Here is a 25,621-nt window from a genome sequence, read left to right as displayed (position 1 = left end):
AGAAATGGTTGGGGCTGCCTCGCCAGAGAAACAGTGTTTTCCCGTCAGTAGCGCCAGAGCGCTTCCAGGCCGACGAAGTGAACGGTTTCTGCATTGCCGGTTTCGCGAATGAAATCGCCGGGCTTGAAGACGGAGTACGCGGCCTCAAAACTCAGCTGGCGGGAGACCTCCCAGCCCAGCACGACGTCACCTTGCGTGCCGATGTACGCGGCGCGGCTGTCGCCGGAGGCGCGCAGCAGGTTGCCGGAGACGCCATACACGCCGTCCCTGGTGCTCTCGCGCCAGTAGAAGACCATCGCCGTACCCAGCGACCAGCCGTTACCAAGGTCCAGCGTCACCGACGGGTGCAGGTTGATGAGATTGGTCGGGCCAATCAGGCCGATCTCGCCGAAGTATTTGCCCTTCGGGAACAGCACGTTGAAGGTCTGTAGCTCGGGATTGTTCGGATCGCGATCGCCGCTGATGATGTTGGCCTTCATGCCTACGCGTGGTTGCAACTTGACGTCGCGGAAGGTGTACCGGACATCGCTGGCCACCGACCAGGCCCGTACCGGGGCGCCTGCGAAGTTGCCGAACTGGTAGAAGCCCTCCAGGTCCCAACTCCACCCCGAATGCTTGCCGAACAGGCGCGCTCCGACGGTATTGCGGGTTTCGGGCCCCGAACCTTGGTTGTAGCGAGAGTTGTCAGCAGAGAGACCTAGGTAGTACACGTCCAAACCGGTACCCGTACTCTCCCTTGGATCCAGGAACGTGGCGTAGATGCCCCAGAATCGTCGGTCGCGATCAGCGTGGTCGTTGTATGAGCCCATCGCATTGCGCACCGGCCTGACGAAGAAGGCGTCGGTGCGGGAATCCGATGTTCGCCAGCTCAGCGTGCCGCCATCGAACGAGCGAAGCACATTCGGTCCGTAACGTACCGAGATCAGGCGCTCGCTGCCGTACGCCATGATCTGGCGGCCTAGACGCGCGGTGGCACCAGCCTCAGAAGAGGGGTAGGACAAGTCGATGAAGCCCTGGAGGACCTCGGCGCCGGTGTCGTCGACCGGGCCAATCATGCGGTCATCGCGGTTGGCCGTGGTCAGGTTGAGCTGGGTGAACGCGCGCGCATGCTCGCCCACGTGCAGGTCGGCGTAGGGCAGCAGGCGGTAGAGCTCGTAGCCTTCGTTTGGAATCGCCGCGTCGCCGAACTCATTATTCTTAAAGTGCTCGTAGCGTGCCCGCAGCTCGGCGCCCACAGTCAGCGCTGAGGAATCGCTCAGCGGAATCCACTTTCCCGCCTCCCACCAGGCACCCGTGCGATCAGCCGGATCTGCGAGGTAGCGATAGTCTTCCGAGTGGCGCCAAGGATCGATGGACGGTGGAGCCGGGGTGCCGGTTTCCTGTGCAAGGGCCGTGGAAGCGCTGGCGAACGCGACAAGCGCACATGTCAATGCAATCGGAGGGGGCGACCCGTTCATGCTTCCCCCATCGCCAGCTTGATGGCCAGTGCAGGATGGGCGATAGGGAGAGCGCTCTTGAACGCATGCGCCGGCACTCGAGGTGCTCGCACATGTGGCAATGGATTGGCCCAGCGCATGATGGCACCTATCACGGGGGACGGAAGGGAAGCGGCCGCCCGGGGCGGCCGCCTTTGGCTGAAACTCAATTTCGCTGTGTGGTGAGTTCGTAGTTCTTCGGCAGATGTAACGTGGCACAGCCGTAAGCAAACGACAGGACTACCGTGTGCCTTCCTTGAGGCCCAGCAGTTGCCACTCCCAGCGCAAACCTTGGCCAAAGCCGCCACCGTGCTCAGCGAAGAGTTCTGCAATCGGCTCGGCGCTCGGCCGGCTCCAATCCCGCTGCAGTTCGCTGACGTAGGCAATCGTGGTGAGCGGGCGGGCTCCGGCCTGGATCATGCGTTGGACCCCGCGCTCGTGGCCTTCTTCAGTGCCACCAGAAGCATCCGTGACGAAATAGACCTCGTAATCCGCTGCCAGTGCCGAAAGGACGGGCATGCTCAGGCACACTTCGGTCCAGAGGCCCGCCATGACCAGCTTCTGCTTACCGGTTTTATTAACCCATTGAAGAACGCGGGGATCGTCCCAGGAATTAAGGCCTGTGCGGTCAATCGGTACCTGGTCCGGATGCACCGCCTGCAGTTCCTTGAACAGAGCCTGCCGTTCGGCAAAAGCGGTGGTGAACAGTGTTGGCACTTCAAATACCTTGGCCGCCTTGGCAAGGAATACTGCGTTGTTGACCACTACCTCGTTGGGATGGGAGCGCAATGCTAGTAGCTGAAGGTACTGGTGATCGATCAACAGTAGCGCGTGATTCTCAGGCGTAAGCAGGGTGTCGTCTTTGGTCGCTTTCATTGTGGTCTCCGAGTCGGCGGGAGACCCCATGGCGAGCCACGGGGCCTGCGGCAAGCATTAGCCGCGCTGCGAATCCAGTTTTTCGTGGTTCTTCTCGACGTCCTGCGCTTTCATGTAGCTCTCGATCAGCAACTGGTAGTTCGGGAAGATCTTGGTGTAGATCTCGGCCCACTGCTGGGCATCATCGCGATGCCAGGTGCGCTGGATCTCGGAGGCCACTGCGGCGGTGTCCATCGGCACCACGCCCGCCTGGGTCACGCGAGCCAGGGTGATTTCCTCTGCCATCTTCGAGTAAGTGCCTGAGGCATCAACGACAGCGAACACCTGATAGCCATCGGCCGCAGCGGCGATCGACGGGAAGGCCATGCACACGCTGGTGATGGTGCCGGCGATGATCAGCTGCTTACGACCGGTCGCCTTGACCGCGGCGACGAAGTCGGGGTTGTCCCAGGCGTTGATTTCGCCCTTTCGCGCCACGTACTTTGCGTGCGGTGCAGCTTCGTGGATCTCCGGAATCAGCGGGCCATTCGGGCCCTGCGGCACCGAGGCGGTCGTGATCACCGGCATCTTCGCCAGCGTCGCCATCTTCGCCAGCGCGATGGCGTGGGCGCGTACGGAGGTGAAGGGCATGTCACCAATGGTCTGGAACAGACCGCTCTGGTGGTCGATCAGCAGCATCGCAGCGTTGTCCGGGTCAATCACCGGGCGCGCGCCATTGAAGTTGGCGGGGGTACTCATGGTCAGTCTCCTGGAGAAGTGGGCGATGGCCCGAAAGGCGTGGTGGACCGGAGCCCGCCACGTTGGAAAGTCAGTGTGTGATCTGACCGAAGCGGCCGCTGTTGAAGTCATCGACCGCTTGGGAGATTTCCTCTTGGGTGTTCATTACGAAGGGGCCATAACCGACGATCGGCTCGTCGATAGGTTCACCGCTGAGCAACAGAACCGTGGCATCGCTGGCAGCCTCCACGAACACCCCCTCGCCAGAGCGATCAAGCATCACCATCTGGGCTTCGCCAATGTTCTGCACGCCGTTCACACGAACGCTGCCCTTGAGGACTACAAGCGCGAGCGTCCATCCCTCCGGTGCCGGCAGCCTCGTGCTATGGCCGTGCTGCAGCCGCACGTCCCAGACATTCATCGGGGAATGCGTGTGGGCAGGACCCTTGGCCCCACTGAACTCGCCTGCGATGACCCGAACCCGCCCTGCCTTCTCAGGCAGGTCAACCATCGGGATGTTCTTGTCCAGAAGCGTCTGGTAGCCCGGAGGGCTCATCTTGTCTTTGGCGGGCAGGTTCACCCACAACTGGACCATATCGAGGGTGCCACCACGGCGAGCGAATTCAGGGGTGTGGTACTCCTCATGGAGGATTCCGGAGGCGGCCGTCATCCACTGGACATCACCTGGACCGATAGTTCCGCCGGCACCGGTGGAGTCCCGATGCGCGACTTCACCCTCATAAACGATGGTAACGGTCTCAAATCCCCGGTGGGGGTGCTGGCCAACGCCGCGCTGCTGCTCGGTGGGATCGAAGCGATACGGGCCCGCATAGTCCAGTAGCAGGAAGGGGCTCATGTGCTTACCGTGGGTGCCGTAAGAGAACAGGGAGCGGGCGGGAAACCCATCGCCGACCCAATGAGGGCGCGGGGCGCTGTAGACGCCGACAACTGCTTTCATCGTGAACTCCGTCCCGGGCTGTGGCCCGACTCTTGTGCTGGAAAGAAGGTATTCCCGAGACGATGGACGCGGTAGTAGCCAAGTTTTACCCTCAGAGTCCTACATGGTGAACGCTGCGCTCAGGGCCCGTCCCTGTTGGAGGTCAGGTTCGCCCCATTCACGCGCAAGCCAAGAGGAACGGCCGATGCAAGATTTGAACGACCTCTTCTATTTCGCCATGGTGGTTGAGCACGGGGGATTTGCTCAGGCGGGTCGGGCCATTGGCGTGCCAAAATCGAAGCTGAGCCGGCGAGTCGCCCTTCTTGAGGAGCAATTGGGGGTTCGCCTCATCCAAAGGTCGACACGGCACTTCTCCATCACAGAGTTGGGTCAGGCATTCTTTGGACGCTGCAAGGCGATGATGGAAGAGGCCGCCGCGGCGCGAGCTTTGGTTGAGGTGAACCAGACCGAGCCCTGCGGAAGCCTGCGTCTCACCAGTACGACCGAACTCCTGTCGGGAGGAGTTAGCAGGCTCGTGGCGGAGTACATGGCCCTCTACCCTCGGGTCAGTGTGTACCTCAAGGCCTACAACCGGCCGGTGGATGTCATCAGCGAGGGATTTGACGTTGCAATACGCGAAAGTAGCGGCCAACTAGCCGACTCGGAGCTTGTTCAGCGGGTACTCGCAAAGCGTGAACAGATCCTTGTGGCGGCGCCCTTTTTGTTAGACCAGCATGATCGTCCGGCCGTACCAGCTGACATCTCTTTGTTCCCAACGCTCGAGTTGACAAGCACGCCGGGACCCCATGAGTGGCGGCTTGCCCAGCGCGATGGAAGCAGTACGCGAGTTCGCCACCATCCGAGGCTATGCAGCGATGACATTGAGACCATCCTGGCAGCAGTACGCGGTGGATCCGGATTGGCAATCCTTCCCATTTCAATGGTCGATGCCGACCTGAAGGCAGGCGCGCTTTGTCGTGTTCTGAAAGAGTGGGAGTGTCCGGAGCATATTGTCCACGCGATCTTGCCATCCAGAAGGCACATGCTTCCGTCGGTGAGAGCATTTGTCGATCACCTGGTCGAGAATTTCGCGACGAAGGAGTGAAGAGCGATGAAGATGCCAGGGCGAGCGGTAGATCTCAATGACCTGCTGTACTTTGCATGGGTAGTCGAACACGGCGGATTCTCTCAAGCGGGGCGAGCACTTAACGTTCCCAAGTCAAAGTTGAGTCGCCGAGTTGCGCTACTGGAAGAGCGACTTGGCGTCCGCCTGATCCAACGTTCAACGCGCCGATTCTCCACAACCGAAGCGGGCCAAGACTACTTCCGGCATTGCAAGGCCATGCTGGTGGAGGCCGCTGCTGCAGAGGAGGCTATTGAACTGACACGATCGGAGCCGAGAGGCATCGTGCGGATCGCATGCCCTGTCGCGCTGCTGCATTCGAGCGTGGGGCCAATGCTCGCTGATTTTCTGGCAAAGAACCCCAAAGTGGAAATTTCCCTCGACGCAACCAATCGCCGTGTCGATGTAGTCGGCGAAGGGATCGACCTCGCCATTCGTGTGCGTCCACCGCCGCTGGAGGACAGCGATCTTGTCGTGAGGGTCCTATCAAAGCGCACCTGGTGCTTGGCCGCCAGTCCGTCATTGATCGAGAGGCATGGCATCCCCGAGGTTCCAGCCGACATAGCGCGCATTCCTACCGTTGACCTAATCAGTCGCGACTCTTCACACATTTGGGAGCTTTCCGGGACTGACGGCACTATTGCTTCGGTTCACCACGTTCCGCGAATGGTGACTGACGACATGATCACATTGAGAACTTCAGCCCTGTCGGGGGTCGGCATTGTCATGCTGCCGAAGATGATGCTCGCTGACGATTTAAAGCGTGGAGACTTGGTTCCTGTCCTGCCGAATTGGATCCCAAAGCATGGGATCATTCACGTGGTCTTTCCTTCGAGACGTGGCCTTCTGCCCTCGGTACGTGCGCTAATCGACCACTTGAGCGCGAGCTTTGAGGCAATTACAGAGGACTAGTTTTCAAATGCTTATGCTTTCAGGGAATTGATGCGTGCTGGCAAAGCCTGCAGTCAACTCTATCTACTTGCGAAGGCCGCTTCCGGCCAAAAGCGGACAGTAAGATGGTCCGTCTATTGGGTGTCCCTGACGGTACGTCCCTCGCGAGCACGGCTATCCCTGGAGTGCGGCAACCAAAGTCTGAACTCTATGCCCGAGCGCCAACCCCGAGAACCGTAACGTCTTGATGTTAAAGAATTTGTGTGAAGGACGCTGCCAACCTATGGTTTCGAGGCAACCATAGGTTGATCTGTACAGAGCGCTTTTAGCTAAACCTATGGTTGCCCAGCAGGATCAACCTATCGTTGCCCGTCTATGTAGTAGCCCACTGGAGCAGACCGACGTGCATCACCGCTTCGTGCATCTGATCGACCATGAGAACTGCACGTGTAGCAGTGAGGTGCGGGCGTCGATGTTGCGCGACGCTCATCTGCGCCCATTCATTAGGGCAGCGTGAGCCCGCTTCATCCTGATGAATTGGCTGTATCGAAGCGGCGCAAGGGCATCGACCGATGCAGCACAGCTCGCTTGTTCCCGCTTGTTAAGGTTTGTCAATTGCCGCACCTTCACAGTCCGTCCACGTCTTCCAACTGCAGCTGAAAGCCCTTCGCAGCGCCGGGAACAAACGCCGCTATATTCCAGACTCCCCAGACGAAGGAGGGAGTGGAATGTTCCTGACCAAGCAGCAAATCAACGCGGCACGTGCCGTCACCGTAGCCATCGTTGCTACCGTAAGCCTCGGTGCTTGCGCCACCTACAAAGACGAATTCGCTTCGATCAATTCACGTCTCGACCAGCTCGACGTGAAGGTGCAGGGCGCGGCGCAGAGCGCCGAATCCGCCAACCAGTCCGCACAGCAGGCCAACCAGCGTCTGGATCAGATTGAAGGCCGCGTACAGCAGCTCGAAAGGGTCCCGGGCCGCAAGCCGCGCGGGTAACCGCTCTCTCACTCACCATTTGATGAACGCTTGAACCAGACACCAGTGGCCTTCACCGGCCACTGGTGTCTTTCAGCCTCTCGGTCTTCATCCGAAGGAGCCGTCCCATTCGTACGTACTCATTCCCTGTACGCCGGGCCGTGTCGGCCGCGCTGACCATCGCGCTGGCATTGGCAGGCACCAGCGTGGCCAGTGCCAAGAATGGCAAGGAAGCAAAAGAAGCACCTGCTGCCGAAACGGCCAACGCCGCCGATGAACTTCCGCAGGGCCAAGAAGTGTCCGAGACCGTGATTGCACTGGCCGGCTGGGTCGTCGCCAGCAAGGACAACCAGGGCTATCCGTTCGCGATCATGGACAAGGCGGCCGCGCAGGTACTGGTCTTCGGCGGTGACGGCAAGCTGCGCGGCGCGGCACCGGCATTGTTTGGTTCGGCCATCGGCGATCACTCGGCGCCCGGCGTCGCCAAGCTCGCGCTGAGCGCGATTCCAGGCCACGACCGCACCACCCCGGCTGGCCGTTTCATTGGCGGCTATGGGCCGTCCGAGGACGCCGGACGCGTGCTGTGGGTAGACTACGATTCCGCCGTGTCGATGCACCCGCTCCCCCCGGGCACCCCGAAAGAGAAGCGCAGCGAACGACTGGCATCAGCAACGCCGGACGATAACCGTGTCACCCACGGCTGCATCAACGTCTCGCCCGCGTTCTATGAGCAGATCGTCCATTCCACGTTCGAGAAGGGCGGCGTGTTCTACGTGCTGCCGGACAAGGACTCGATCGAAGCAACGTTCCCGGCATTCGCGCAGAGTCGCGCAGCTGCGAAGGGCGACGATGAAAAAGGCGCGCAACACGCTCGCAAGTGAAGGGCGGTTGTGACGGCTGAGGAAGTGGTCACGGCAGACCGCATCGGGACATGCTTCTCTACGGAAGCTGCAACCGCGGCATCTTGAACGTGAACAAGGTGCCGGTGGCCGCACTGGACTCCACCTCCAACGTGCCGCCATGAGAGCGCGCAATCTCCGAAGCAATGTAGATGCCAAGGCCGAGGCCAGGCCGTGGCTGCTCACTCTTTTCGCGAGAGAATGGACTGAATATGGCGTCCATTCTCTCTGATGGAATGTGTCCGTCGTTGTGTACTTCGAGCGTAAGCATTTCGGCCGTGGCGTTGACGGTCAGCGTAATTGCAGACGAGCGCGCTCCGTGTTCGGCTGCATTGGTGAGCAGGTTGGCCAGTAGCTGCGCCAATCTGCTCGGGTCGCAGACCACGCCGTCGTTTATCTGCATGCGGACCTTGATGTCCTGGCGGCCCGTGGCGATTGCCACCTCTTCTGCGACCCTTTTCAGATCTTCTTCCAGGGTGCTGGTCAGCTGCAGCGCGATGGGAATACCGCCGCCCAGACGCCCCCTGGCGAAATCAAGCACGTCGTTGATCAGCCCATCCATTCTGGCAACGCCTGAGGCGATGTGCGCAAGCATCCGTTGCTGACGCTCGGAACTCGGCTCACATGCCAGCGAGTCTGCGGCGATGCTGATTGCCTGCAGAGGACTGCGCAGGTCATGACCCAGCACTGCAATGAACTGGTCGCGCAGGTCGGCGACGCGATGCGCGTCGGAGAGCGCAGTTTCTGCACGCTCGAGGCGATCCTCCTTGTCGAGGTAGCTTCCTACCAGATCGGCCAGCAACTCCATGGATCTCTGCACGTGGGCGACGTCGAAGCTGGCCGGTGCCGAATCAATCGCGCAGAGCGTGCCGAAGAAGCTTCCGTCCGGCCGGTGGATGGGAACGGACGCATAACTCTCAAGCCCGTAGATCCGTGGCGTGTGATGCCTGGAGTAAACCGAGTGCTTGCTCGCATGCGCAAATACCACCGACGTCGCCGACTGCCTGATCTCATCGCAGATGGTTGTCTCGAGCACCAGTTGGCCACCGGGAACAAGCCCAAACCCCAGGGTGTCGAACGTGGCGCAGGCGGTCCAGGTGGTCTGGGTCACGCGGGCAATGGCGGTGAAGCGTGAGCCCGTGATGTGGGCTACGGTCTCCAGGATACGCGGCACGGCCTGGATTCGACCAATCTCGGCGATGTCGTCCAGCAGATCGGGGTCCGTCAGCTTCTGCATGGTCGGTCGTCCGGTGGGCAGCGCATCATCCCATGGAACCCGGCTGAAGGTTGATGCGAGGGTGATTGCCGCCTTTTCAGGCCAAGCGGTGGCGGCCCCTGGGTCGAGTACCCGGATCTGCCGCACGGGCATAGCGGAGGCAGGCGTGCCTCAGGCGGCTGCACCTGTCCCGGATCGGACGCGCCATGTGCCGATCACATTGCCCAGGTGATGTCAGCCTCGCGTGCAGCAGACTCGAACTGCGGCCGACCGAACCAGTAGCCTTGCATCAGGCTGATGCCGAGATCCGACAGGCAGTGCGCCTCATCGCGGGTCTCTATGCCTTCGGCAATTACATTGATGGCCAGTTGCTCGCACATGGACACCACGCCGGCCACGATCGCGCGACGCGAGGGGCTATGGTCGATTCCCCGGATCAACGCCATGTCCAGCTTGACCATGTCCGGCTGGAAGTCGACCAGCAGATTCAGGCCGGCAAAACCGGCACCGAAATCATCAATGGCCGTCTTGAAGCCGATACGTTTGTACTCGCTCAGGATCTCGGCCAACCATTTTCCATCGCTGATCTGCTCTCCCTCCACGGTTTCAAAGATGATTCGCTCAACAGGAAAACCATTCCGATCCGCAGCTTGCAGCGTGGAACGGATGCACACCTCGGGCCGATAGATCGCATTGGGCAGAAAATTGATTGAAAGATGAGAGCGCAGATTCAACGACGCCGCGATCCGGATCGCCTTCTCACGGCAGGCTTGGTCGAACGAATAGCGGTTGTCCGCGGTGACACGTGACAGCACCGAACCTGCGGGCTCTCCGGCCGGACCGCGGACCAGGGCTTCATGCGCGAACACCTTGCGTGCATTCACATCGACGATCGGCTGGAATGCGTAACTGAATTCGAACTGCAGCGGATCCGCATCGCGGCACTGTGCACATCCGGCGCGCATATCGGAGGGAGGCATGCGGTTGATTCCATGTTCGGGCTAACGCCACGAGAATAGCCGACGCCCATCAGCGCCATGTGGAGGCCATCGGGGTCGGCGTCGAACCTACGGGCCAGAAGGCAACAGCAATGCCTGCGCTCGGTCTGAAAGCGGGCAGCCCTGCTGGTGCAGCAGCGCGATGGCTTCCCTGGTCCGTCGAACCAGGCCGGTATTGGCGATGAACGTCATCTTCGCTGCGTGGAACTCCAGCACAACATTCTCGGTTCCGGGGGCCTTCCGATAATCCACCCTGGCAATCTCGCTATAGGGCCGGGTGCGCGTCCGTAGAACGCGATACTCCACCTGGTCTGCATGCAGAATCAGCTTCGGGTTGAGGCTGTTGCTCGCCCAAGCAAACCAGGGCAGGAACGTGAGTCCTGCGAAGGAAGCCTCCAGGGTGACGATCAAGGGTTTCTGCAAAGCGACCTCCTGCAGCATTGCAGGAGCTTAGTCCAGTTGCGCCGCTTTTCGGCTGCTCTGTCGTCATTGCCTCGATGACGTGACAGCACACAGCGGTGGCAACCACGACCCATGTCGCATATTCCTCCATCGCTCAGGGCCCTTGCGCCATCGGCGTCTGGGGCGGCTTAACAGCATGCAAGAATGCCGAAAGCGTCTTGCATCAAGCGTTGAATGCAACTCTTCTGATTGGCGCTACGCGTCGGCACAGGTACAGATGACGAGCCACCTCATCTGGGGTGGCCGGGCCTCGAAAACCCGTATCGACAATGAAGTGATTACGCTTGCCGGCCGGCGTCACCTCGCGTGGCGCCGGTCGGCAATCCGTCTGCCGGCTACGGCGGGCGGAGCGTGGAGGCCCTGTGCCTGCCGGTTCATTGTCCCGGTTTTCGAGCCACGTCTCCGCCCGCCACCTTTGTGTGGCGGCTACCGTCTGTCCTGCACGGAGCCCCAGCCATGACTACACCGGAATTCCCTCGCCCCCACCCCTATCGCGCTGCGGACGATGGGGCACAGGAAGAAACACCCGCGCTCGACCCCACAGCCTTCATCGCCACCCTGACGCGGATTGGAAAAGGCACAGCCGCCGATGGCCAACCCTGGCCGGAGCGCCATCAGATGCCCGGCCGTCGCATGGCGCTGGCCGATGCGGACTGCGCACTGGCAGGCCTGCGCATCGCACTGGAAATGCTGCTGGCAGCCGAGCGCGTCCGCCAGAACGGCCCTGACGACGAATACGTGGGCGATCGGGTGATGGAGGGTTTGATGATGGCGTGCCTGGCGCTGACCGCGCAGGTCAGCGCGCGGATGCGACCGGAGGAATAACGCCGGCAACGCTTCCGGCGTTACCGCCCATCATTCGCAGGGATCGCCTTCTTCCTTCAGCATCGCCTCGTCCACCGGCCGCTCGCGCTCGATCAGGGCGCGCTGCTCCGCAGTCGGCTCGCCCAGCCACCACACTTTGCAGCGGGCGGTAAGGCGACCGACCATCTTCGATTGGCTCGGGGAGTACAGCATCGCCAACGCGGTGGTCGGGCACTGGTGCGCCTGGCAGGCGGTGTAAAGCCACCACGGCTCGCCCTGCAGCACCATCAGTTCGCCAGGCCCGCTGGGACCGCTCAGCAGGCGTTCGCGCAGGGAGGGGATGCTCTTGTCGGGCGATTCGGCCGCCATCGTGCTCTTCATCAGGGTATTGAACGCGGCCAGCACCTTCGGGTCCTTGCGGCCGCAGTCGTCCACGCTGTTGCCGCCGACCAGGGTGAAGAAATAGGTGGCCAGCGGATTGTCCTTGCAGGTGAGCTCCGCGCCGGGGGTCTCTCCTTCCGGCTCGCCTTCGTTGTCCCACACCGACGGGTCCACGCCGTCTTCGATGGACGGCTCGTTCTCGACCACCGTGGCGGTGGCGGCTGGGGCTTCCGTTGCCGGTGCGGCGGTAGCGGCGGGCGGGGCAGCTGTGCCTGCGTCCGGTGCGGGTGCCGGCGTCTGCGTGCACGCGGCCAGCAACGCGACCATCGCCGCCATTCCCATCATTCGAGACTTCATTCCCTGTCCTGTGTGCATTCGCCCAGCCGGCGACCGTGTGATTCTACCCGCCGGCCAAGATGGATACTCTGGCAGTCACGCCTTCCATCGCCGCCAGGATGCAGACGCATGCGCTGTTCAAGACTTGCCGTGATTCTCATCAGTGGACTGTTGCTGGCCGCGCCTGTCGTTGCGCAGCAGGCCGCTGCGCCCTCGCCTGTCGCACGCCTTGCCGATGTCACCCTGCCTGCTGCGCTGGATCGGGTGCTGCGCGATTACGAACAGGCGTGGCGCACAGGTGATGCGAAGGCATTGGCAGGGCTTTTCGCCGAGGACGGTTTCATCCTGCAGAGCAACCAGCCGCCTGTGCGCGGGCGCGCGGCAATCGAGGCAGCGTATGCCGGTCAGGGAAGCAGCCCGTTGCGGCTGCGTGCGCTGGCCTTTGCCGCCGAGGAAACCACCGGTTACATCATCGGCGCCTATACCTACGGCAACAACGTGGGCGATACCGGGAAGTTCACGCTGACGTTGAAGCGGGTAGCGGGTGGGCCGTGGATGATCTTTTCGGACATGGACAACACCAACGCACCGCCGCGGCCGCGATGATGGGCGTTACGGGTTCCACAGTAGATCCACGCCATGCGTGGATGGGTTTCGCGCACGCACAAAAAAACCCCGGCGCTGGGCCGGGGCTTTTCGATTCACTTGAACAGCGTATCCGGATACTCCGGTTTCTGTTCGCGTGCCAACAGCGCACGCAGTCCTTCTTCCGGGGTCTGCTCGCCATGCAGCACGGCGCGCACGCGGTCGGAGATGGGCAAGTCGATGCCATGACGGCGCGCCTGTCGCATCACTTCGTCGGCGGTCTGCACCGACTCGACCACCTGGCCGATCTCGCGGATGGCGTCCTGCAGCGTCTGCCCGCGGCCCAGGGCCAGGCCCAGGCGGCGGTTGCGCGACAGGTCGCCGGTGCAGGTCAGCACCAGGTCGCCCAGGCCAGCGAGGCCCATCAGCGTTTCCGGCTTGGCACCGATTGCTGCGGCCAGGCGAAGCATCTCGTTGAGGCCGCGGGTGATCAGGCCGGCACGGGCGTTCAGGCCCAGCTGCATGCCATCGGCCACGCCGGTGGCCACGGCCAGCACGTTCTTCATCGCACCGCCCAGCTCGGCACCGACCATGTCGTCGCCGGTGTAGGCGCGGAACGCCGGGCCGTGCATCGCCTCGGCCACCGTCTGCGCGAACTCGGGCACGTCGCCGTGCACGGTGATCGCGGTCGGCAGGCCCAGGGTTACTTCCTTGGCGAACGACGGCCCGGTGACAACGGCCAGCGGCACGTCCTCGCCCAGCACTTCGCGCGCCACTTCATGCAGGAAGCGGCCAGAGCCGGGCTCGAAGCCCTTGGTCGCCCAGGCCACGCCGGCACCGGCGGGACGCAGCGGCGCCAGCGCGCGTACGGTTTCACCGAATGCATGCGACGGGGTTACCACCAGGATCCAGGCGGCACCCTCCACCGCCGACGCCAGGTCGGTGGTGGCGCGCAGCGATTCCGGCAACGGAATGCCCGGCAGGTAGCGCGGATTCTCGTGGCGCTGGTCGATGGCTTCAACCACGGCGGCATCGCGCCCCCACAGCACGGTCTGGCGACCGTGCCGGGCGAGCAGCGTAGCCAGCGCGGTTCCCCAGGAACCGGCGCCGAGTACGGCAATCTTGTCAGCGGTAGTGCTCATCCGTGACGTCGCGGCCGGGATCAGGCGTTGCCGACCGGCTCGGAGTCAGCCAGCGACGGTGCGTCGCCCTGCTCCTGGCGCTGGCGCAGGGTTTCTGCGTACAGGCCTTCGAAGTTGATCGGCTGCAGGAAGAACGGCGGGAAGCCGCCGGCCTGGATCAGGTCGCTGACCAGCTGGCGCACGTACGGGAACAGGATGTTCGGGCACTGGGTGCCGAGCAGCACGTCGATCGACTGCGGGTCCAGGCCGACCAGGCCGAACACGCCAGCCTGCTTCACTTCGGCCACGTACGCGGTGCGCTCGCCGGCCTGGCAGGTCAGGGTCACGGCCAGCACGACTTCAAAGGCATTCTCGCCCAGACGCTGGACCTGCTGGTTCAGGTTGAGCTGCAGTTCCGGCTGCACCTGGTCATTGAAGATGGTCGGTGCATTCGGCGACTCGAAGGAGACGTCCTTGACGTAGATCTTCTCGACGGTGAACGCGGGGCCGGTGGCGGCATCGACCGGCGCGACAGCGCCGTTGGTGGTCTCTTCGGACATTTCCAGTAACTCCAGTGAATGCAATGAAAACGATGGTCGAATTACTGCGATGGGGGCGGCGGAGGGCGCAAACAAGGCCACTTCCGCCACCACCTGCGATCAGTTACGGCCCTTGACCAGCGGCAGTTCTGCCTGCTGCCACGCGGGGATGCCGCCGTCGAGCACGAAGACCTTCTCGAAGCCGGCCTTCTTCAACGCCTTGGCGGCGGTCTCGGACGCATTGCCGCTGCGGCACACAAGTACCACCGGGGCCTGCTTGGCGTTGGCCACCAGCTTGTGCTCGGGGCCGAACGCGCTGGCCTGGGCACTGCGGCTGCCGGCAATGTGGCCCTTTTCGAAATCGGCGCTGGGCGACAGGTCAACCACCACCGTGCCGCCCGCGTTGATCAGCTGGGTCAGTTCGGCGGGCTTGATGCCCTTGAAGCCCCGGAACAGGCGGCGGATTTCGGTGACGATGAGGGCCACGGTCAGGCCGACCAGGGCCGCGGACAGCATCGGGTTTCGGCCTGCGAAGGCCAGCAACTCTTCGTAATTCACTCAGGTCACGGGTCGATTAAGCGGGCGCCGATTGTCGCACAAGCCGGACGCGACCCGTCACTGCCCCTGCCAGAGGTCCGGCAGGCCCGCACTTTGCCACCAGCGCTTGGCTTCCGGATCCCAGCGCCAGCGCTCGGTCACCACCACGGTGCGCTCGGCCTGGGTGTTCTGGTTGATCACCCCGATTTCCACCCGGCGCTCGACCTGGCCCCCGTCCAGCGATGCGCTGCTGCGCTCGCGGTAGGACGATACGCGCAGCTGGGCATAGCGGTTGAGCTCGAATTCGGTCGGCGGCTTGGACTTGCGCAGCTGCGGGTCCAGATAGGCGATGGCATCGTCCATGCTGCCCCAGCGGATGGTGGCGCCGTAGGCGATCTGGGTCTCTTCCAGCAGCTTGCGCTGCTTGCGGCTGAGGTCGTCGGCGGCAGCACCGGCGGCGGCGCTGAGCAGCAGCAGGGAACACAGGAGGATCTGGATGAGGCGGCGCATCGGTGGGTTCCGCAGGGCGTCAGCCTGCCATCCTACCCTTTGGCGAAGGCAACGAAACGACCGCTGAATTCGGCCGCGGCCTTGCCATCGGCGCCGGGCTGGGTCGCGACAATGCTGATGCGGGCCTTGCCGCGCTGGCGGAAGGTAGCCAGGAAGGTGTCCCACGCGCCACTTCCGGTGGCTTCGGCGTGGGCATGCAGGTCCTCATAGACCGGTGCCAGGTAGCGCAGGTTGCTGTCGGCCACGTAGACCTCGGCGTCGTGGCCGGCCAGGCGCAGGCGCAGGCTCACCAGCGCCCAGCCGGACAGGGTCAGCACCGAGGCCAGGCTGCCGCCGAACGCGTTGCCCTTGTCATTGACGTTGGCCACCAGCGGCGCGGTGATGCGCAGCACGCCGTCGGCATAGCCATCCAGGCGGATCTGCATCGCGCGGACCGCCGGCATGCAGTCCAGCACGTCCTGCAGGGCAGCCAGCGAAGAGGTCAGGGCATCAACAGCCATCAGCAGCAACCACGACAACAAAGGGCCCGCATAATGACGGGAATGGCCAACCATACGATACCCACTGGCTGGACCCTGATCTCACTGCGCCCGCAGGGTCAGCAGGCGGCGCTGCGGCATGCCGCAGCAGGGCTGGGAGGCCGTACCGTCGCGCTTTCGCCCTGGCGGCTGCAACGTCTGCAGGACATTGCCGCATTGCAGCAATTACAACGGGCGCTGACCAGCGATCGGGTGGTGTTCACCAGCCCGGCCGCCGTCGCGGCAGCGGCCAGCCTGTTACCGCTGGCGGCAGCGCAACGCAGCCCGTGGCTGACGGTGGGTGAAGGCACTGCGCGCGCGCTGCTGGCGCATGGCGTCGCCGACGTCCACGCGCCCCAGCGGATGGACAGCGAAGGCCTGCTGGCGATGCCGGTGCTGGGCGATGTGCGGGGCATGCGGATCGGGCTGGTGACCGCACCGGGAGGGCGTGGCCTGATTGCCGCCGAACTGCAGGCCGCAGGCGCACAGATCACCCGTGCCGATGTCTATCGACGGCTGCCGCTGCGCTTGTCGCGGCGCATGCTGGCGCGTTTGGCGCGTTCTCCGACGCCCTGGCTGCTGGCAGTCAGCAGTGGCGAGGCCTTGCAGCGTTTTTGGCAGCAGCTGCCTGCGCACTGGCAGCAGCGGCTGCAGGCGAACGCGATCGCGCTGGTGGCCAGCGAGCGGCTGGGCGCGCAGGCGCAGGCACTGGGGCTGACCCGGGTAGTGCGCAGCGAAGGTCCCACCCATCTTCAGTTGATCGCCGCTGCACACACGGCGCTCACCGGCCCGGCAGCGACCTGAACAGGCACCCGGCAGTGGCTTGCCGGTGTCGTTGGCAACAGTGATGCTGTGCACAACGCTGCCTGCCGGATCTGTTCCGGCGTTGCCGCCGACAAGGAAGCCCGATGAACGACACTCTGCCGCCCGCTCCATCGCCCCATCGCCCCGTGCGCTGGCTGCTGCCGCTTGCCGTGCTGGCGGTGCTTGGCGCGGGCGGCTATGCCGGTTACCACTATTGGCAGAAGCAGCAGAGCGACCAGCGGGCACAGGCACAGACCACCGCCGTGCAGCTGAAGGGACTGGAGGCCACGGTCGAGGCCTTGCGCCGCGACCAGCGCGCTGCCAGCCAGCGCCTGCAGGATGCGGCCACCACCAATCGGGTGCTGCGCGACGAAATGCTGGGCCTGTCGCAACGCAGTGCCTTGCTGGAAGAAAACCTGGCCAAGCTGGCCGACAGCGCCAACCAGGGCCGCCAGGCGGTGCAGCGCGATGAGGCCGAACTGCTGCTGACCCAGGCCGCGCAGCGGCTGGCCTTCGCCGATGACGTGGATGGTTCGCGCCGGCTGTATGCGCTGGCCGCCACGGCACTGGCAGATCTTCCCGACAGCGACGGCCTGAACCTGCGTCAGGCACTGGTGCAGGAACGCAACGCGCTGGATGCGTTGGGCGTGGGCCCTCGCGTGCAGTCGCTGCAACGCCTGGACGCGCTGGGCAAGGCCCTGCAGGGCCTGCCTTCGCAGATCACGCAGACACCCGCCGACAACACCGCGAAACCGTGGTGGCAGGCCGCGCTGGCGCCCTTCGTGGACATCACCCCGAGCCGTCTGAACGGTCCGCTGACCTCGGCCGAGCGCACCACCATTGACACGGCGCTGCAGCTGGAACTGACCCTGGCCCGCGCCGCGATCGAGCGCGGCGACGGCAGCGGCCGCGATGCCGCGCTGAACAGAATCGATCTCTGGGCGCAGCGGCGCTGGCCGGATTCACCGGACCTGCGCGCGCAACGTGCTGAACTCCATGCCCTGCGCACGCTGCCATTGCAGGCCGATGACACCGTGCTTGGCAGCACCCTGCAACAACTGCGTACCCAGACCGACCGGAGGTAAGCCCGTATGAAACCCCTGCAATCACTGGTCGTGCTGTTGCTGGCAGTGGCGATTGGCGTAGTTGCCGCGCAATGGCTCGGCACCGATGACCTGAACCGCTACGGCGAAGTGACCCTGCGCTACGCCGGCTACGACTACCACAGCAACCTGCCGAAGGTGGCGCTGCTGTCGGTGATCGGCGTGCTGGTGCTGTGGCTGCTGTGGAGCCTGATCGCCGCACCGTTCCGTGCCTGGGGCCGCTACCGCCGCAAGCAGGGCCGGGTGCGCCTGATCGATGGCCTGCTGGCGTACGAGCATGGCCAGTGGCAGCGTGCCGAGAAGCTGCTGGACGGCGCCGCCAAGGATCCGGAAGTGAGTGGCGTTGCACTGGCCAATGCCGTGCGCAGTGCGCAGGTGCGCGCCGATGCACCCGCTGCCGAGGCGCTGCTGCAGCGTCTGGGCGAAAGCGATGCGACGTTGCAGGCGTTGCTGCGCGCCGAACAGCTGCTGGCCAACGATCTGCCGGTGGATGCGATCAACGCACTGGACGTGGCGGCGATCCAGCCGCTGCCGCCGCGCGGTCTGTGGCTGCGTACCGAAGCGCTGGCACGCGCTGGCCGCGCGCACGAGGCTTATGGCCAGCTGGGCGCACTGCGCCAGACCAAGGTGCTGCCGGCCGAGGCCAGCAGCGAACTGGAAGCGCGCCTGGCCGCGCAGGCGCTGCTGGAAGCGGGCGACGTCAACGCCCTGGCTGCGCAATGGGAAGCAACGCCGAAGGCGCTGCGACCGACCCCGGACGTGGTTGCCGCCTACGCCACCCGTGCGGTTGCACTGGACTGGGACGAACCGGCGTTGCTGGCGCTTGAGCAGGCGCTGGATCATCGCTGGGATGACGAACTGGTGGCGCTGTATGGCCGTCTGCCGGCCGAGCGTCTGGCTACACGCCAGGCCAACCTGCAGCGTTGGCGCAACGTGCACGACGATTCGGCAGCCCTGCGCCTGGCCCAGGGCCGCATCGCTTTGGCGCAGCAGCAGTGGGACGCCGCCGACGCGTTCCTGCATGAAGCCATCGCCGCGGGTGCCGGTGCCCCTGCATGGGAGGCGCTGGGCGAAGCCTTCGCACAGCGTGGCGAGCACGTGCTGGCCGCGCAGTGTCTGACCAACGCACTGCGCCTGCAGCGTGGCGAAGACAGCCTGGCGCTGGTGCGGGCATCGGCAGCGGCCACTGACACGCCGCTGCATGCGACCGTTGAAGAACAGTCGATTGCACCGTTGCCGCCGGTGTATGACGCCAACGAGGAACGCGACGAATTCGGCAACCCGCGGATGCCGTAACCGGCTTCGGTAGACGCCAACCTTGGTTGGCGCACGGCCGCACCCGTATAACGAGAACGCCGCCCATCGGGCGGCGTTCTTGTATGTAGATCCACGCCATGCGTGGATGCTCATCGAGCAGTGCCAAGCGAGCTTGGCATCTACCAGAGCAGCGCATCAACGTTCGATGATCGCCACCACGCCCATGCCGCCGGCGGTGCAGATCGACACCAGCGCACGGCCACCGCCGCGCTCGGCCAGCTGCTTGGCGGCCGTGGCGATCACGCGTGCACCGGTGGCGGCGAACGGGTGGCCGGTGGCCAGCGACGAACCCAGCAGATTGATCTTGTCCGGGTCGATACGCCCCATCGGCGCATCCAGGCCCAAGCGGTTGCGGCAGTAATCCTCGCTCTCCCACGCGCGCAGGGTGCACAGCACCTGTGCGGCGAAGGCTTCGTGGATCTCGTAGATGTCGAAGTCCTGCAGGGTCAGGCCGTTGCGCTTGAGCATCTCCGGCACGGCCACGGTCGGCGCCATCAACAGGCCTTCGCCGTGCACGAAATCGACGGCCGACACGTGTGCATCGCGCAGGTAGGCCTGCGGCTCGTGGCCATGTGCGCGCGCCCACTCTTCGCTGGCCAGCAGCACGGCAGCGGCGCCATCGGTCAACGGGGTGGAGTTGGCAGCAGTCAGGGTGCCGCGGCCGGACACCTTGTCGAAGGCCGGCTTCAGCGTCGCCAGCTTCTCCAGCGAGGTGTCGGCGCGCAGGATGTTGTCGCGCTCGACACCGCGGAACGGCGCGATCAGGTCGTTGAAGAAGCCGCGCTCATAGGCGGCAGCCAGTTTCTTGTGCGACGACACCGCCCACTCGTCCTGCGAGTCGCGCGAGATGTTCCACTCCTTGGCCATGTCCTCGCAGTGGTCGCCCATGCTCTTGCCGGTACGCGGCTCGGCCACGCCCGGGAACTCCGGCTTGAGCTCGGCGAACTTGAAGCCTGAGGTCAGCGCGCGGATCTTGTCGCCAGTGCTCTTGGCACGGTTGGCCGCCAGCAGCCGCGCACGCAGCTTCTTGCCGTACACGATCGGCACGTCGGAGGTGGTATCGGAACCGCCGCCGATGCCGGACTCGATCTGGCCCAGCGCAATCTTGTTGGCGACCGTGATGATGCTGTCCAGCGAGGTACCGCAGGCGCGCTGCAGGGTGATGCCGGGGGTCAACGGCGACAGGCCCGAGGACAGCGTGGCTTCGCGGCCCAGGTTCCAGTCGCTGGAGTGCTTGATGACCGCACCCATCGCCACTTCGCCCAGCTGCTGGCCGTGCAGGCCGAAGCGCTCGACCAGCGCTCCCAGCGTGCGCACCGACATGCCGAGGTTGCCGACATCCGAATACGCGGTGTTCTGGCGGCAGAACGGAATGCGGACGCCACCGAGGATGGCGACGGGACGAGCGTTGGGCATGGAGATACCTGGCATGGATGAGGGTGTCTGCAACATGGCCTGCACGACAGAGCAGGCATAATGGGGCCAAGTGTAGCTGCCGCCCTGTGATGGGCCAACCGTGGAACCATGAGCAAACCCGACCCTGCGATGAATGCCCTTGGCGTGCTGGCCCTGGAACTGGCCGGCGGCGAAATCCCCCGCCAGGCGGTGCTCAGCGCTGAACAGGCCGGTGAACTGGCCGAACGCGTCGGCCGCGACCTGTCCAAGCTGGTGCCACAGGTGGCCGAGCTGGACCTGGTGTTCGCCGCCGCCCATTTCGATCCGGCCGAAGTGCTTCGCCCGGGCTGGCCGATCCATCGCCGCCTGGAAGAACTGCAGATGCGCGCGCCCGGCCGCAACCAAGGCCCGCGCGTGCTGGCCTTCGGCGCCGATGCCAGCGGTGATGTACCGCTGCCATTCCAGGCCGACGCCACCCTGGTCGGCGGTGGCCTGCGGGTGGTGCCGTTCCTGCTGACCGGCAGCGAGGTGGCAACCACGGCGGCCGTGGCCGATGCACTGGAAGAGGTGCTGCTGGCCAATGGCATGGCCCATGCCGACACCGCGCTGATGGCACAGAACACGTTCGGTGCGCGCGTCGAGCATGCGCGCTATTTCACCGTGAACGACCTGGCCGCGATGATGTCGATGCAGTACGACAACCAGGGTCTGGCCGCGCTGTGGCCGCTGATTGAAACCGCGATCATGGCTCCGGGCCAGGACGAGTGGCTGAGTGACGCGCCCGAGCCGTTGCTGCGCTATACGCAGGGCGAAGCGCGCATGGCGCTGTTCGACCCGGCCGGCTGGTGCGCGCATTACAACCACGGCAAGGGTGACTGCGAACGCCTGCAGGGCATCTACGAGCAGTTCCTGATGCGCCAGCGGCAGATGGCCGCGGTGCTGGAAGCGCACGGTGTGCCGGTGCTGTTCGTGCATTGCGAAGCTGGGCAGGACGCACGCGAGCTGCTGGCGCGCTGATCTGGTGGTAGTGCCGGCCGCTGGCCGGCAGCCTTCAGATGTGCGATTGCCGGCCAGCGGCCGGCACCACCCCATGAAAAAACGCCGGCTTGCGCCGGCGTTTTCCGTTTCCTTACGGAGCTTTGTTGATCACCGCGCACGCCAGTCGCGCACCGGCGTTGCCGGTCGGCTGGGTCTTGTAGTCGTCCGCGTCGGCGTGGACGATCAGACCGCGGCCGATGATGTCGAAATCATCACCCTTGCCGATGTTGACGTTGCTCGACACCGGGCTGTCGATGGTGGCTACGCCCTTGTCGTCGGCCTTGATGTTGGGCATGTCGCCGCCGTGGTGCGGATCGGTGGCCACGTTGCCGTGGTCCTGCTTGCCCGGGTTGAAGTGGCCGCCGGCGCTCATGCCGTCCGGCGCGCTGCAGTCACCCTTCTCGTGGATGTGGAAGCCGTGCTCGCTGCCCGGCTTCAGGCCGGTGATCTGGCCGGACGCGTGAACCTTGCCGTCGACCAGCTTGAAGGTGATCGAGCCCTTGGTTTCATTGCCCTGGGTCGGTGCCAGCTCGGCAGTGGCCGAGGTTTCGGTGGTTGCTGCCGGGGCTGCGGCCGGCTCAGCCGGGGCCGCAGTGCCTTCAGCCGGGGTGGCCGCCGGGGTTTCGGCGGCCGGTGCTGCCGGCTGCTGGTTGCAGGCGGCCAGGCCCAATGCAGCGATAGCCGCGAAAAGCGAAGTGTGGATCAGACGCATGGAAACTCTCCTTGGAAAATGCCGGTGGCGTGATCAGCGGGTTACCCGGATCACGCCGCAGGCGATGCGGACGCCGGTATTGCCGGCGGGCTGGCTGCGATAGTCGTCGGCCTTGGCATGCACCACCAGTGCACGTCCGGCGATATCCGTGGCGGCGCCTCCGCCCAGGGTAACGCCCTTCAGATGCACATCGATGTTGGCACGGCCCTGCGCATCGGCCTGCAGGTTGTCGATGTCGCCCAGGTGGTGCTTGCCACTGCCGGCACGACCGTGCGCGACACCGGCGGGATTGAAGTGGTTGCCGGCGCTGCTGGCGTCCACCGCGCTGCAGTCGCCGCGCTCATGGATGTGGAAACCGGCCTGCTGCATCGGCTGCAGGCCTCCCACCAGACCGGTGAGGTGCACGCCGCCGGCTTCCACCATCAACGCCAGGCGGCCACTGACGATGCTGGCCGAGGCAGGCGCCAGGTTGGCTTCGGCCTGCTTGGCGGTGCTGACCACCGTTGCCGGTGGCGGTGTGGGTTGCGGCTTCTTCGGCGCGCTGCCACAGGCGGACAGGAGCACGGCGGCGGACAAGGGCAGAAGGGCGAAGGACAAACGCATCGAGGACTCCTTGCAGGTAACACTACGGACGGCATCGTCCATGGAGGATCAACAGTTCGGCAAGCGGGTGCGAGGATCGCGTGCAGGCATCGTTCAATGGCCGCCGCGGCGGCGACCGGCGCCCAGCTTGCGGGTAAGCGTATTGCGGCCGAGGCCCAGCCGCGCAGCGGCTTCGGCGCGCCGGCCATGGGTGATCTGCAGCGCGGCCTCCAGCAGGGCGTGGTCGACCCGTTCGCGTACCTGTGCGTGCAGGCCCTCGGTGCCTTCGGCCAGCTGCCGGCGTGCCCATTCTGACAGCAGCGCTTCCCAATGGCCCGGATCACCAGCGGCCGTGCTGCTGCGCCGGCTGCGGGTGCGGTTGAGCGCGGTATCGACATCGGCCACACCGATGGTATCGGCAGCGGCCAGTGCAGCCATGCGCCAGCACACGTTTTCCAGTTCGCGGACGTTGCCCGGCCAGTCGTGCTCGCGCAGCGCCTGCAATGCGGCCGCGGTCAAGCGCTTGGGCGGCGTATCGAGCTTGCGTGCGGCCGCGGCCAGGAAGGTGGTGGCCAGCTGCGCGATGTCCTCGCGGCGCTCGCGCAGCGGCGGCAGCTGCAGTCGCACCACGTCCAGGCGGTGCAGCAGGTCGGCACGGAATTTCCCCTGCGCGACCAGGCCTTCCAGATCCTGATGGGTGGCGGCGACCACGCGTACATCGACGCGGATCAGTTCGCGTCCACCCACACGGAAGAATTCCCCCTGCGCGAGCACACGCAGCAGGCGCGTCTGCAGCGGCAACGGCATGTCGCCGATTTCATCGAGGAACAGGGTGCCGCCGTTGGCCTGCTCGAAGCGGCCGATGTGGCGCCGCTGCGCGCCGGTGAACGCACCCGCCTCATGACCGAACAGCTCGCTTTCCAGCAGCTCGGCGGGAATCGCGGCGGTGTTCAGGGCAACGAACGGATGCTGCGCACGCGGTGATTCGCGGTGCAGCGCATTGGCCACCAGTTCCTTGCCGGTGCCGGTCTCGCCGATGATCAACACCGCCAGCGGCGCCTGCGCGAGGCGACCAATGGCGCGGAACAGCGCGCGCATCGGTGGCGTGTCGCCCACCAGCTGCGGCGGCTGGTCGCTGGGCGCGTCTGCGGCGGGAGTGGGCGCAGCCAAGGCCGGCGCCACTGCAGGCAGCACGCGCTGGGCCAGCGCCACTGCATCATCCAGGTCGAATGGTTTGGACAGGAACTCGTGCGCACCGCCGCGGAACGCACCGGCGGTACTGGCGACATCGGTGTAGGCCGACATCACCACCACCGGCAACTGCGGCAGCGCGGCCTTCAGCTTGTCCAGCAGCACCAGGCCATCGTCGCCGGGCATGCGCACGTCGGTGAACAGCAGCGCCGGCGGCGGGCTTTCGGCCAGCGCCTGCAATGCGGGTGCAGTGCTGTCGAAGTCAAGCACCTGGTAGCCGGCCTCGCGCAGCGCGGTGCACAGCACGAAGCGCACGGCGCGGTCATCGTCGACCACCCAGATGCACGGCGCGGACGAGGAAGACTCAGACATCGCGCGGGGCCTCCTCGGCGGTGGCAGTGCCGTTGCCGATCGGCAGCAGCAGGGTGAATACGGTATGGCCCGGGCGCGACCGGTAGGTCAGCGTGCCGCGATGTTCGCGCGCGACCTGCTGGGCAAGCGCCAGGCCCAGGCCAGTGCCTTCGGCGCGACCACTGACCAACGGCAGGAACAGGTGTTCGGCCAGCTCTTCAGGCACGCCACGGCCGTCGTCGGCGATTTCCAGCCGCAACGCCAGGGTGTGCAGCTGTTCGGCGATGCGCACACCGTGTTCAACGCGGGTGCGCAGGGTGATGTTGCCGGCGCCGGCCTGGATGGCATTGCGCACCAGGTTCCAGACCGCCTGGGTCAGGCGATCGGCGTCGCCGTCAAATTCGGGAATGCTGGGATCGTAATCGCGCTGCAGGCGCACCGCCCAACCGGCCTCGTTCTCGGCCAGGCGCAGCACGCGCTCCAACGCGGCATGGATGTTCAGCGGCGCATGCGGCGCGGCCGGCGCCGGTGACAGCAGCTGCTCCAGCAGGCCATTGAGCCGCTCGATCTCCGAGCCGATCAGATCGATCAGCTCGCGTTCGCTGGCATCGCGCTGCACGGCGCGGCGTGCCAGCAGCTGCGCGGCGCCCTTCAAACCGGCCAGCGGATTGCGCAGCTCATGCGCCAGGCCCTTCAGCGCCGCACTGAGCGCGCTGGGCAGGGCCTGGGTCGGGTCGAGTCCGGGAAACTCATCGACCGGATGCGCCTCCAGCAGCCAGCCGCCATCGTCGCGGCGGCTCATCCAGCCTTCGGCGAAACGCGCCGCCTCACCGGGCAAGGCCAGCGCCAGCCGGTTCAGGCGCAGGCTGTCGCGCTCGTCGCGGGCCAGGAAATGGGCCAGCGCCTCACCCTGCACTTCCAGCGCGGCCAACGGCTGGCCGAGCAGGCGCCGGCCGCTGACGCCCAGCCAGCGCGCGAAGGCCGGGTTGCAGCCGGCGATGCGGCCATCGGGCCCGGACCAGGCCAGCGGTGTGCCGAGGGCGTCGAGGGACGGCGGGGGTGCAGGGTCGGACATTGCACCAATGTAGTGCAAAACAGGGGCATGGGGTCCGGGGTCGGATCCCTTTCCACAAGGAAAGGGCTCTGACCCCATCAAGCCGAATGCGTCGAGCGTGGTCTGATTACCCGATTCCCACAGCAACACGCCGTCGACACACTGCCCTCTG

At 64.9% G+C, this 25,621-nt stretch carries 28 protein-coding genes; 10 read left to right on the top strand and 18 right to left on the bottom strand.

The features are described 5' to 3' along the window. Positions 1-44: 44 nt before the first annotated feature. From QOL57_RS20345 to QOL57_RS20330, 4 genes are all read right to left on the bottom strand, one after another. Entirely contained in the window at positions 45-1,457 is a 1,413-nt protein-coding gene (locus tag QOL57_RS20345; protein ID WP_089241657.1) for an alginate export family protein, read from the bottom strand. Between the two features lie 258 nt (positions 1,458-1,715). Then, positions 1,716-2,351, bottom strand: coding sequence for an isochorismatase family protein (locus QOL57_RS20340; RefSeq protein WP_089242018.1), 636 nt, complete (start codon positions 2,349-2,351; stop codon positions 1,716-1,718). Positions 2,352-2,408: 57 nt separating this feature from the next. Beyond that, positions 2,409-3,089: a hydrolase gene (locus QOL57_RS20335; RefSeq protein WP_089241659.1), complete on the bottom strand. Its 681-nt coding sequence runs from the start codon at positions 3,087-3,089 to the stop codon at positions 2,409-2,411. A 70-nt stretch (positions 3,090-3,159) separates the two neighbouring features. Then, positions 3,160-4,026, bottom strand: coding sequence for a pirin family protein (locus QOL57_RS20330; RefSeq protein WP_089241661.1), 867 nt, complete (start codon positions 4,024-4,026; stop codon positions 3,160-3,162). 184 nt (positions 4,027-4,210) lie between these two features. Between QOL57_RS20330 and QOL57_RS20325 the strand changes: the two genes are divergently transcribed. From QOL57_RS20325 to QOL57_RS20310, 4 genes are all read left to right on the top strand, one after another. After that, complete coding sequence (locus tag QOL57_RS20325) at positions 4,211-5,110, top strand: LysR substrate-binding domain-containing protein (RefSeq protein ID WP_089241663.1); 900 nt, start codon at positions 4,211-4,213, stop codon at positions 5,108-5,110. Between the two features lie 6 nt (positions 5,111-5,116). Beyond that, positions 5,117-6,040: a LysR family transcriptional regulator gene (locus QOL57_RS20320; RefSeq protein ID WP_089241665.1), complete on the top strand. Its 924-nt coding sequence runs from the start codon at positions 5,117-5,119 to the stop codon at positions 6,038-6,040. Positions 6,041-6,747: 707 nt separating this feature from the next. Next, a complete protein-coding gene (locus tag QOL57_RS20315; RefSeq protein ID WP_089241667.1) occupies positions 6,748-7,017 on the top strand; it encodes a hypothetical protein in 270 nt (89 codons plus the stop codon). A 158-nt stretch (positions 7,018-7,175) separates the two neighbouring features. Further along, positions 7,176-7,877: a hypothetical protein gene (locus QOL57_RS20310; RefSeq protein WP_089242020.1), complete on the top strand. Its 702-nt coding sequence runs from the start codon at positions 7,176-7,178 to the stop codon at positions 7,875-7,877. A gap of 58 nt (positions 7,878-7,935) precedes the next feature. Here the strand turns inward: QOL57_RS20310 and QOL57_RS20305 are convergent, their stop codons facing one another. From QOL57_RS20305 to QOL57_RS20295, 3 genes are all read right to left on the bottom strand, one after another. Then, positions 7,936-9,132: an ATP-binding protein gene (locus QOL57_RS20305; protein ID WP_089241669.1), complete on the bottom strand. Its 1,197-nt coding sequence runs from the start codon at positions 9,130-9,132 to the stop codon at positions 7,936-7,938. Positions 9,133-9,326: 194 nt separating this feature from the next. Further along, entirely contained in the window at positions 9,327-10,076 is a 750-nt protein-coding gene (locus tag QOL57_RS20300) for an EAL domain-containing protein (RefSeq protein WP_198512193.1), read from the bottom strand. A gap of 102 nt (positions 10,077-10,178) precedes the next feature. After that, positions 10,179-10,550, bottom strand: a complete 372-nt coding sequence (locus QOL57_RS20295) for a hypothetical protein (RefSeq protein ID WP_089241673.1) — start codon at positions 10,548-10,550, stop codon at positions 10,179-10,181. 477 nt (positions 10,551-11,027) lie between these two features. Between QOL57_RS20295 and QOL57_RS20290 the strand changes: the two genes are divergently transcribed. Further along, on the top strand, positions 11,028-11,396 hold the full coding sequence (locus tag QOL57_RS20290) for a hypothetical protein (RefSeq protein ID WP_089241675.1): 369 nt from the start codon (positions 11,028-11,030) through the stop codon (positions 11,394-11,396). 30 nt (positions 11,397-11,426) lie between these two features. On the opposite strand, the gene QOL57_RS20285 is transcribed toward QOL57_RS20290, so the two are convergent. Beyond that, positions 11,427-12,113: a hypothetical protein gene (locus tag QOL57_RS20285; RefSeq protein ID WP_089241677.1), complete on the bottom strand. Its 687-nt coding sequence runs from the start codon at positions 12,111-12,113 to the stop codon at positions 11,427-11,429. Positions 12,114-12,221: 108 nt separating this feature from the next. Here QOL57_RS20285 and QOL57_RS20280 point away from each other — a divergent pair, with 108 nt between their 5' ends. Beyond that, a complete protein-coding gene (locus QOL57_RS20280; RefSeq protein ID WP_176429895.1) occupies positions 12,222-12,698 on the top strand; it encodes a nuclear transport factor 2 family protein in 477 nt (158 codons plus the stop codon). 95 nt (positions 12,699-12,793) lie between these two features. Here the strand turns inward: QOL57_RS20280 and QOL57_RS20275 are convergent, their stop codons facing one another. The 5 genes from QOL57_RS20275 to QOL57_RS20255 all read right to left on the bottom strand — a co-directional run bounded on the left by QOL57_RS20275 (position 12,794) and on the right by QOL57_RS20255 (position 15,884). Beyond that, positions 12,794-13,819 (bottom strand): NAD(P)H-dependent glycerol-3-phosphate dehydrogenase, encoded by a 1,026-nt coding sequence (locus QOL57_RS20275; protein WP_025875929.1) that lies wholly within the window; start codon positions 13,817-13,819, stop codon positions 12,794-12,796. 20 nt (positions 13,820-13,839) lie between these two features. Next, on the bottom strand, positions 13,840-14,358 hold the full coding sequence (gene secB, locus QOL57_RS20270; RefSeq protein ID WP_079224701.1) for a protein-export chaperone SecB: 519 nt from the start codon (positions 14,356-14,358) through the stop codon (positions 13,840-13,842). Between the two features lie 99 nt (positions 14,359-14,457). Continuing rightward, positions 14,458-14,895 carry a rhodanese-like domain-containing protein gene (locus QOL57_RS20265; RefSeq protein ID WP_025875933.1) on the bottom strand — a complete coding sequence of 146 codons (438 nt, stop codon included), beginning with the start codon at positions 14,893-14,895 and terminating at the stop codon, positions 14,458-14,460. A 57-nt stretch (positions 14,896-14,952) separates the two neighbouring features. Continuing rightward, the gene (locus QOL57_RS20260; protein WP_032978037.1) at positions 14,953-15,384 is read right to left on the bottom strand and encodes a hypothetical protein; all 432 of its coding nucleotides are present in this window, start codon (positions 15,382-15,384) and stop codon (positions 14,953-14,955) included. A 32-nt stretch (positions 15,385-15,416) separates the two neighbouring features. Further along, on the bottom strand, positions 15,417-15,884 hold the full coding sequence (locus tag QOL57_RS20255) for a YiiD C-terminal domain-containing protein (protein WP_089242022.1): 468 nt from the start codon (positions 15,882-15,884) through the stop codon (positions 15,417-15,419). Between the two features lie 33 nt (positions 15,885-15,917). Here QOL57_RS20255 and QOL57_RS20250 point away from each other — a divergent pair, with 33 nt between their 5' ends. From QOL57_RS20250 to QOL57_RS20240, 3 genes are all read left to right on the top strand, one after another. Next, positions 15,918-16,706 (top strand): uroporphyrinogen-III synthase, encoded by a 789-nt coding sequence (locus tag QOL57_RS20250; protein ID WP_089241681.1) that lies wholly within the window; start codon positions 15,918-15,920, stop codon positions 16,704-16,706. A 104-nt stretch (positions 16,707-16,810) separates the two neighbouring features. After that, positions 16,811-17,791, top strand: a complete 981-nt coding sequence (locus QOL57_RS20245) for a uroporphyrinogen-III C-methyltransferase (protein WP_089241683.1) — start codon at positions 16,811-16,813, stop codon at positions 17,789-17,791. Between the two features lie 6 nt (positions 17,792-17,797). After that, a complete protein-coding gene (locus QOL57_RS20240) occupies positions 17,798-19,105 on the top strand; it encodes a heme biosynthesis HemY N-terminal domain-containing protein (RefSeq protein WP_089241685.1) in 1,308 nt (435 codons plus the stop codon). Between the two features lie 156 nt (positions 19,106-19,261). Here QOL57_RS20240 and QOL57_RS20235 read toward each other — a convergent pair whose 3' ends face one another. Further along, on the bottom strand, positions 19,262-20,557 hold the full coding sequence (locus QOL57_RS20235) for an acetyl-CoA C-acetyltransferase (protein WP_089241687.1): 1,296 nt from the start codon (positions 20,555-20,557) through the stop codon (positions 19,262-19,264). A gap of 93 nt (positions 20,558-20,650) precedes the next feature. Here QOL57_RS20235 and QOL57_RS20230 point away from each other — a divergent pair, with 93 nt between their 5' ends. Further along, on the top strand, positions 20,651-21,538 hold the full coding sequence (locus tag QOL57_RS20230; protein WP_089241689.1) for a hypothetical protein: 888 nt from the start codon (positions 20,651-20,653) through the stop codon (positions 21,536-21,538). 112 nt (positions 21,539-21,650) lie between these two features. Here the strand turns inward: QOL57_RS20230 and QOL57_RS20225 are convergent, their stop codons facing one another. The 4 genes from QOL57_RS20225 to QOL57_RS20210 form a co-directional block, all read right to left on the bottom strand. Further along, positions 21,651-22,271: a superoxide dismutase family protein gene (locus QOL57_RS20225; RefSeq protein WP_089241691.1), complete on the bottom strand. Its 621-nt coding sequence runs from the start codon at positions 22,269-22,271 to the stop codon at positions 21,651-21,653. Positions 22,272-22,304: 33 nt separating this feature from the next. Next, positions 22,305-22,874: a superoxide dismutase family protein gene (locus tag QOL57_RS20220; RefSeq protein WP_089241693.1), complete on the bottom strand. Its 570-nt coding sequence runs from the start codon at positions 22,872-22,874 to the stop codon at positions 22,305-22,307. A 93-nt stretch (positions 22,875-22,967) separates the two neighbouring features. Then, positions 22,968-24,416: a nitrogen regulation protein NR(I) gene (gene ntrC, locus QOL57_RS20215; RefSeq protein ID WP_089241695.1), complete on the bottom strand. Its 1,449-nt coding sequence runs from the start codon at positions 24,414-24,416 to the stop codon at positions 22,968-22,970. Next, complete coding sequence (locus tag QOL57_RS20210) at positions 24,409-25,470, bottom strand: ATP-binding protein (protein ID WP_089241697.1); 1,062 nt, start codon at positions 25,468-25,470, stop codon at positions 24,409-24,411. The genes ntrC and QOL57_RS20210 overlap by 8 nt, the downstream gene beginning before the upstream one ends. Positions 25,471-25,621: the final 151 nt, after the last annotated feature.

The organism is Stenotrophomonas sp. yr243 (assembly GCF_900184195.1).
Lineage (GTDB): Bacteria > Pseudomonadota > Gammaproteobacteria > Xanthomonadales > Xanthomonadaceae > Stenotrophomonas > Stenotrophomonas lactitubi.
The sequence above is the reverse complement of the archived record's forward strand: the minus strand, read 5'-3'. Positions and strand labels throughout refer to the sequence as shown.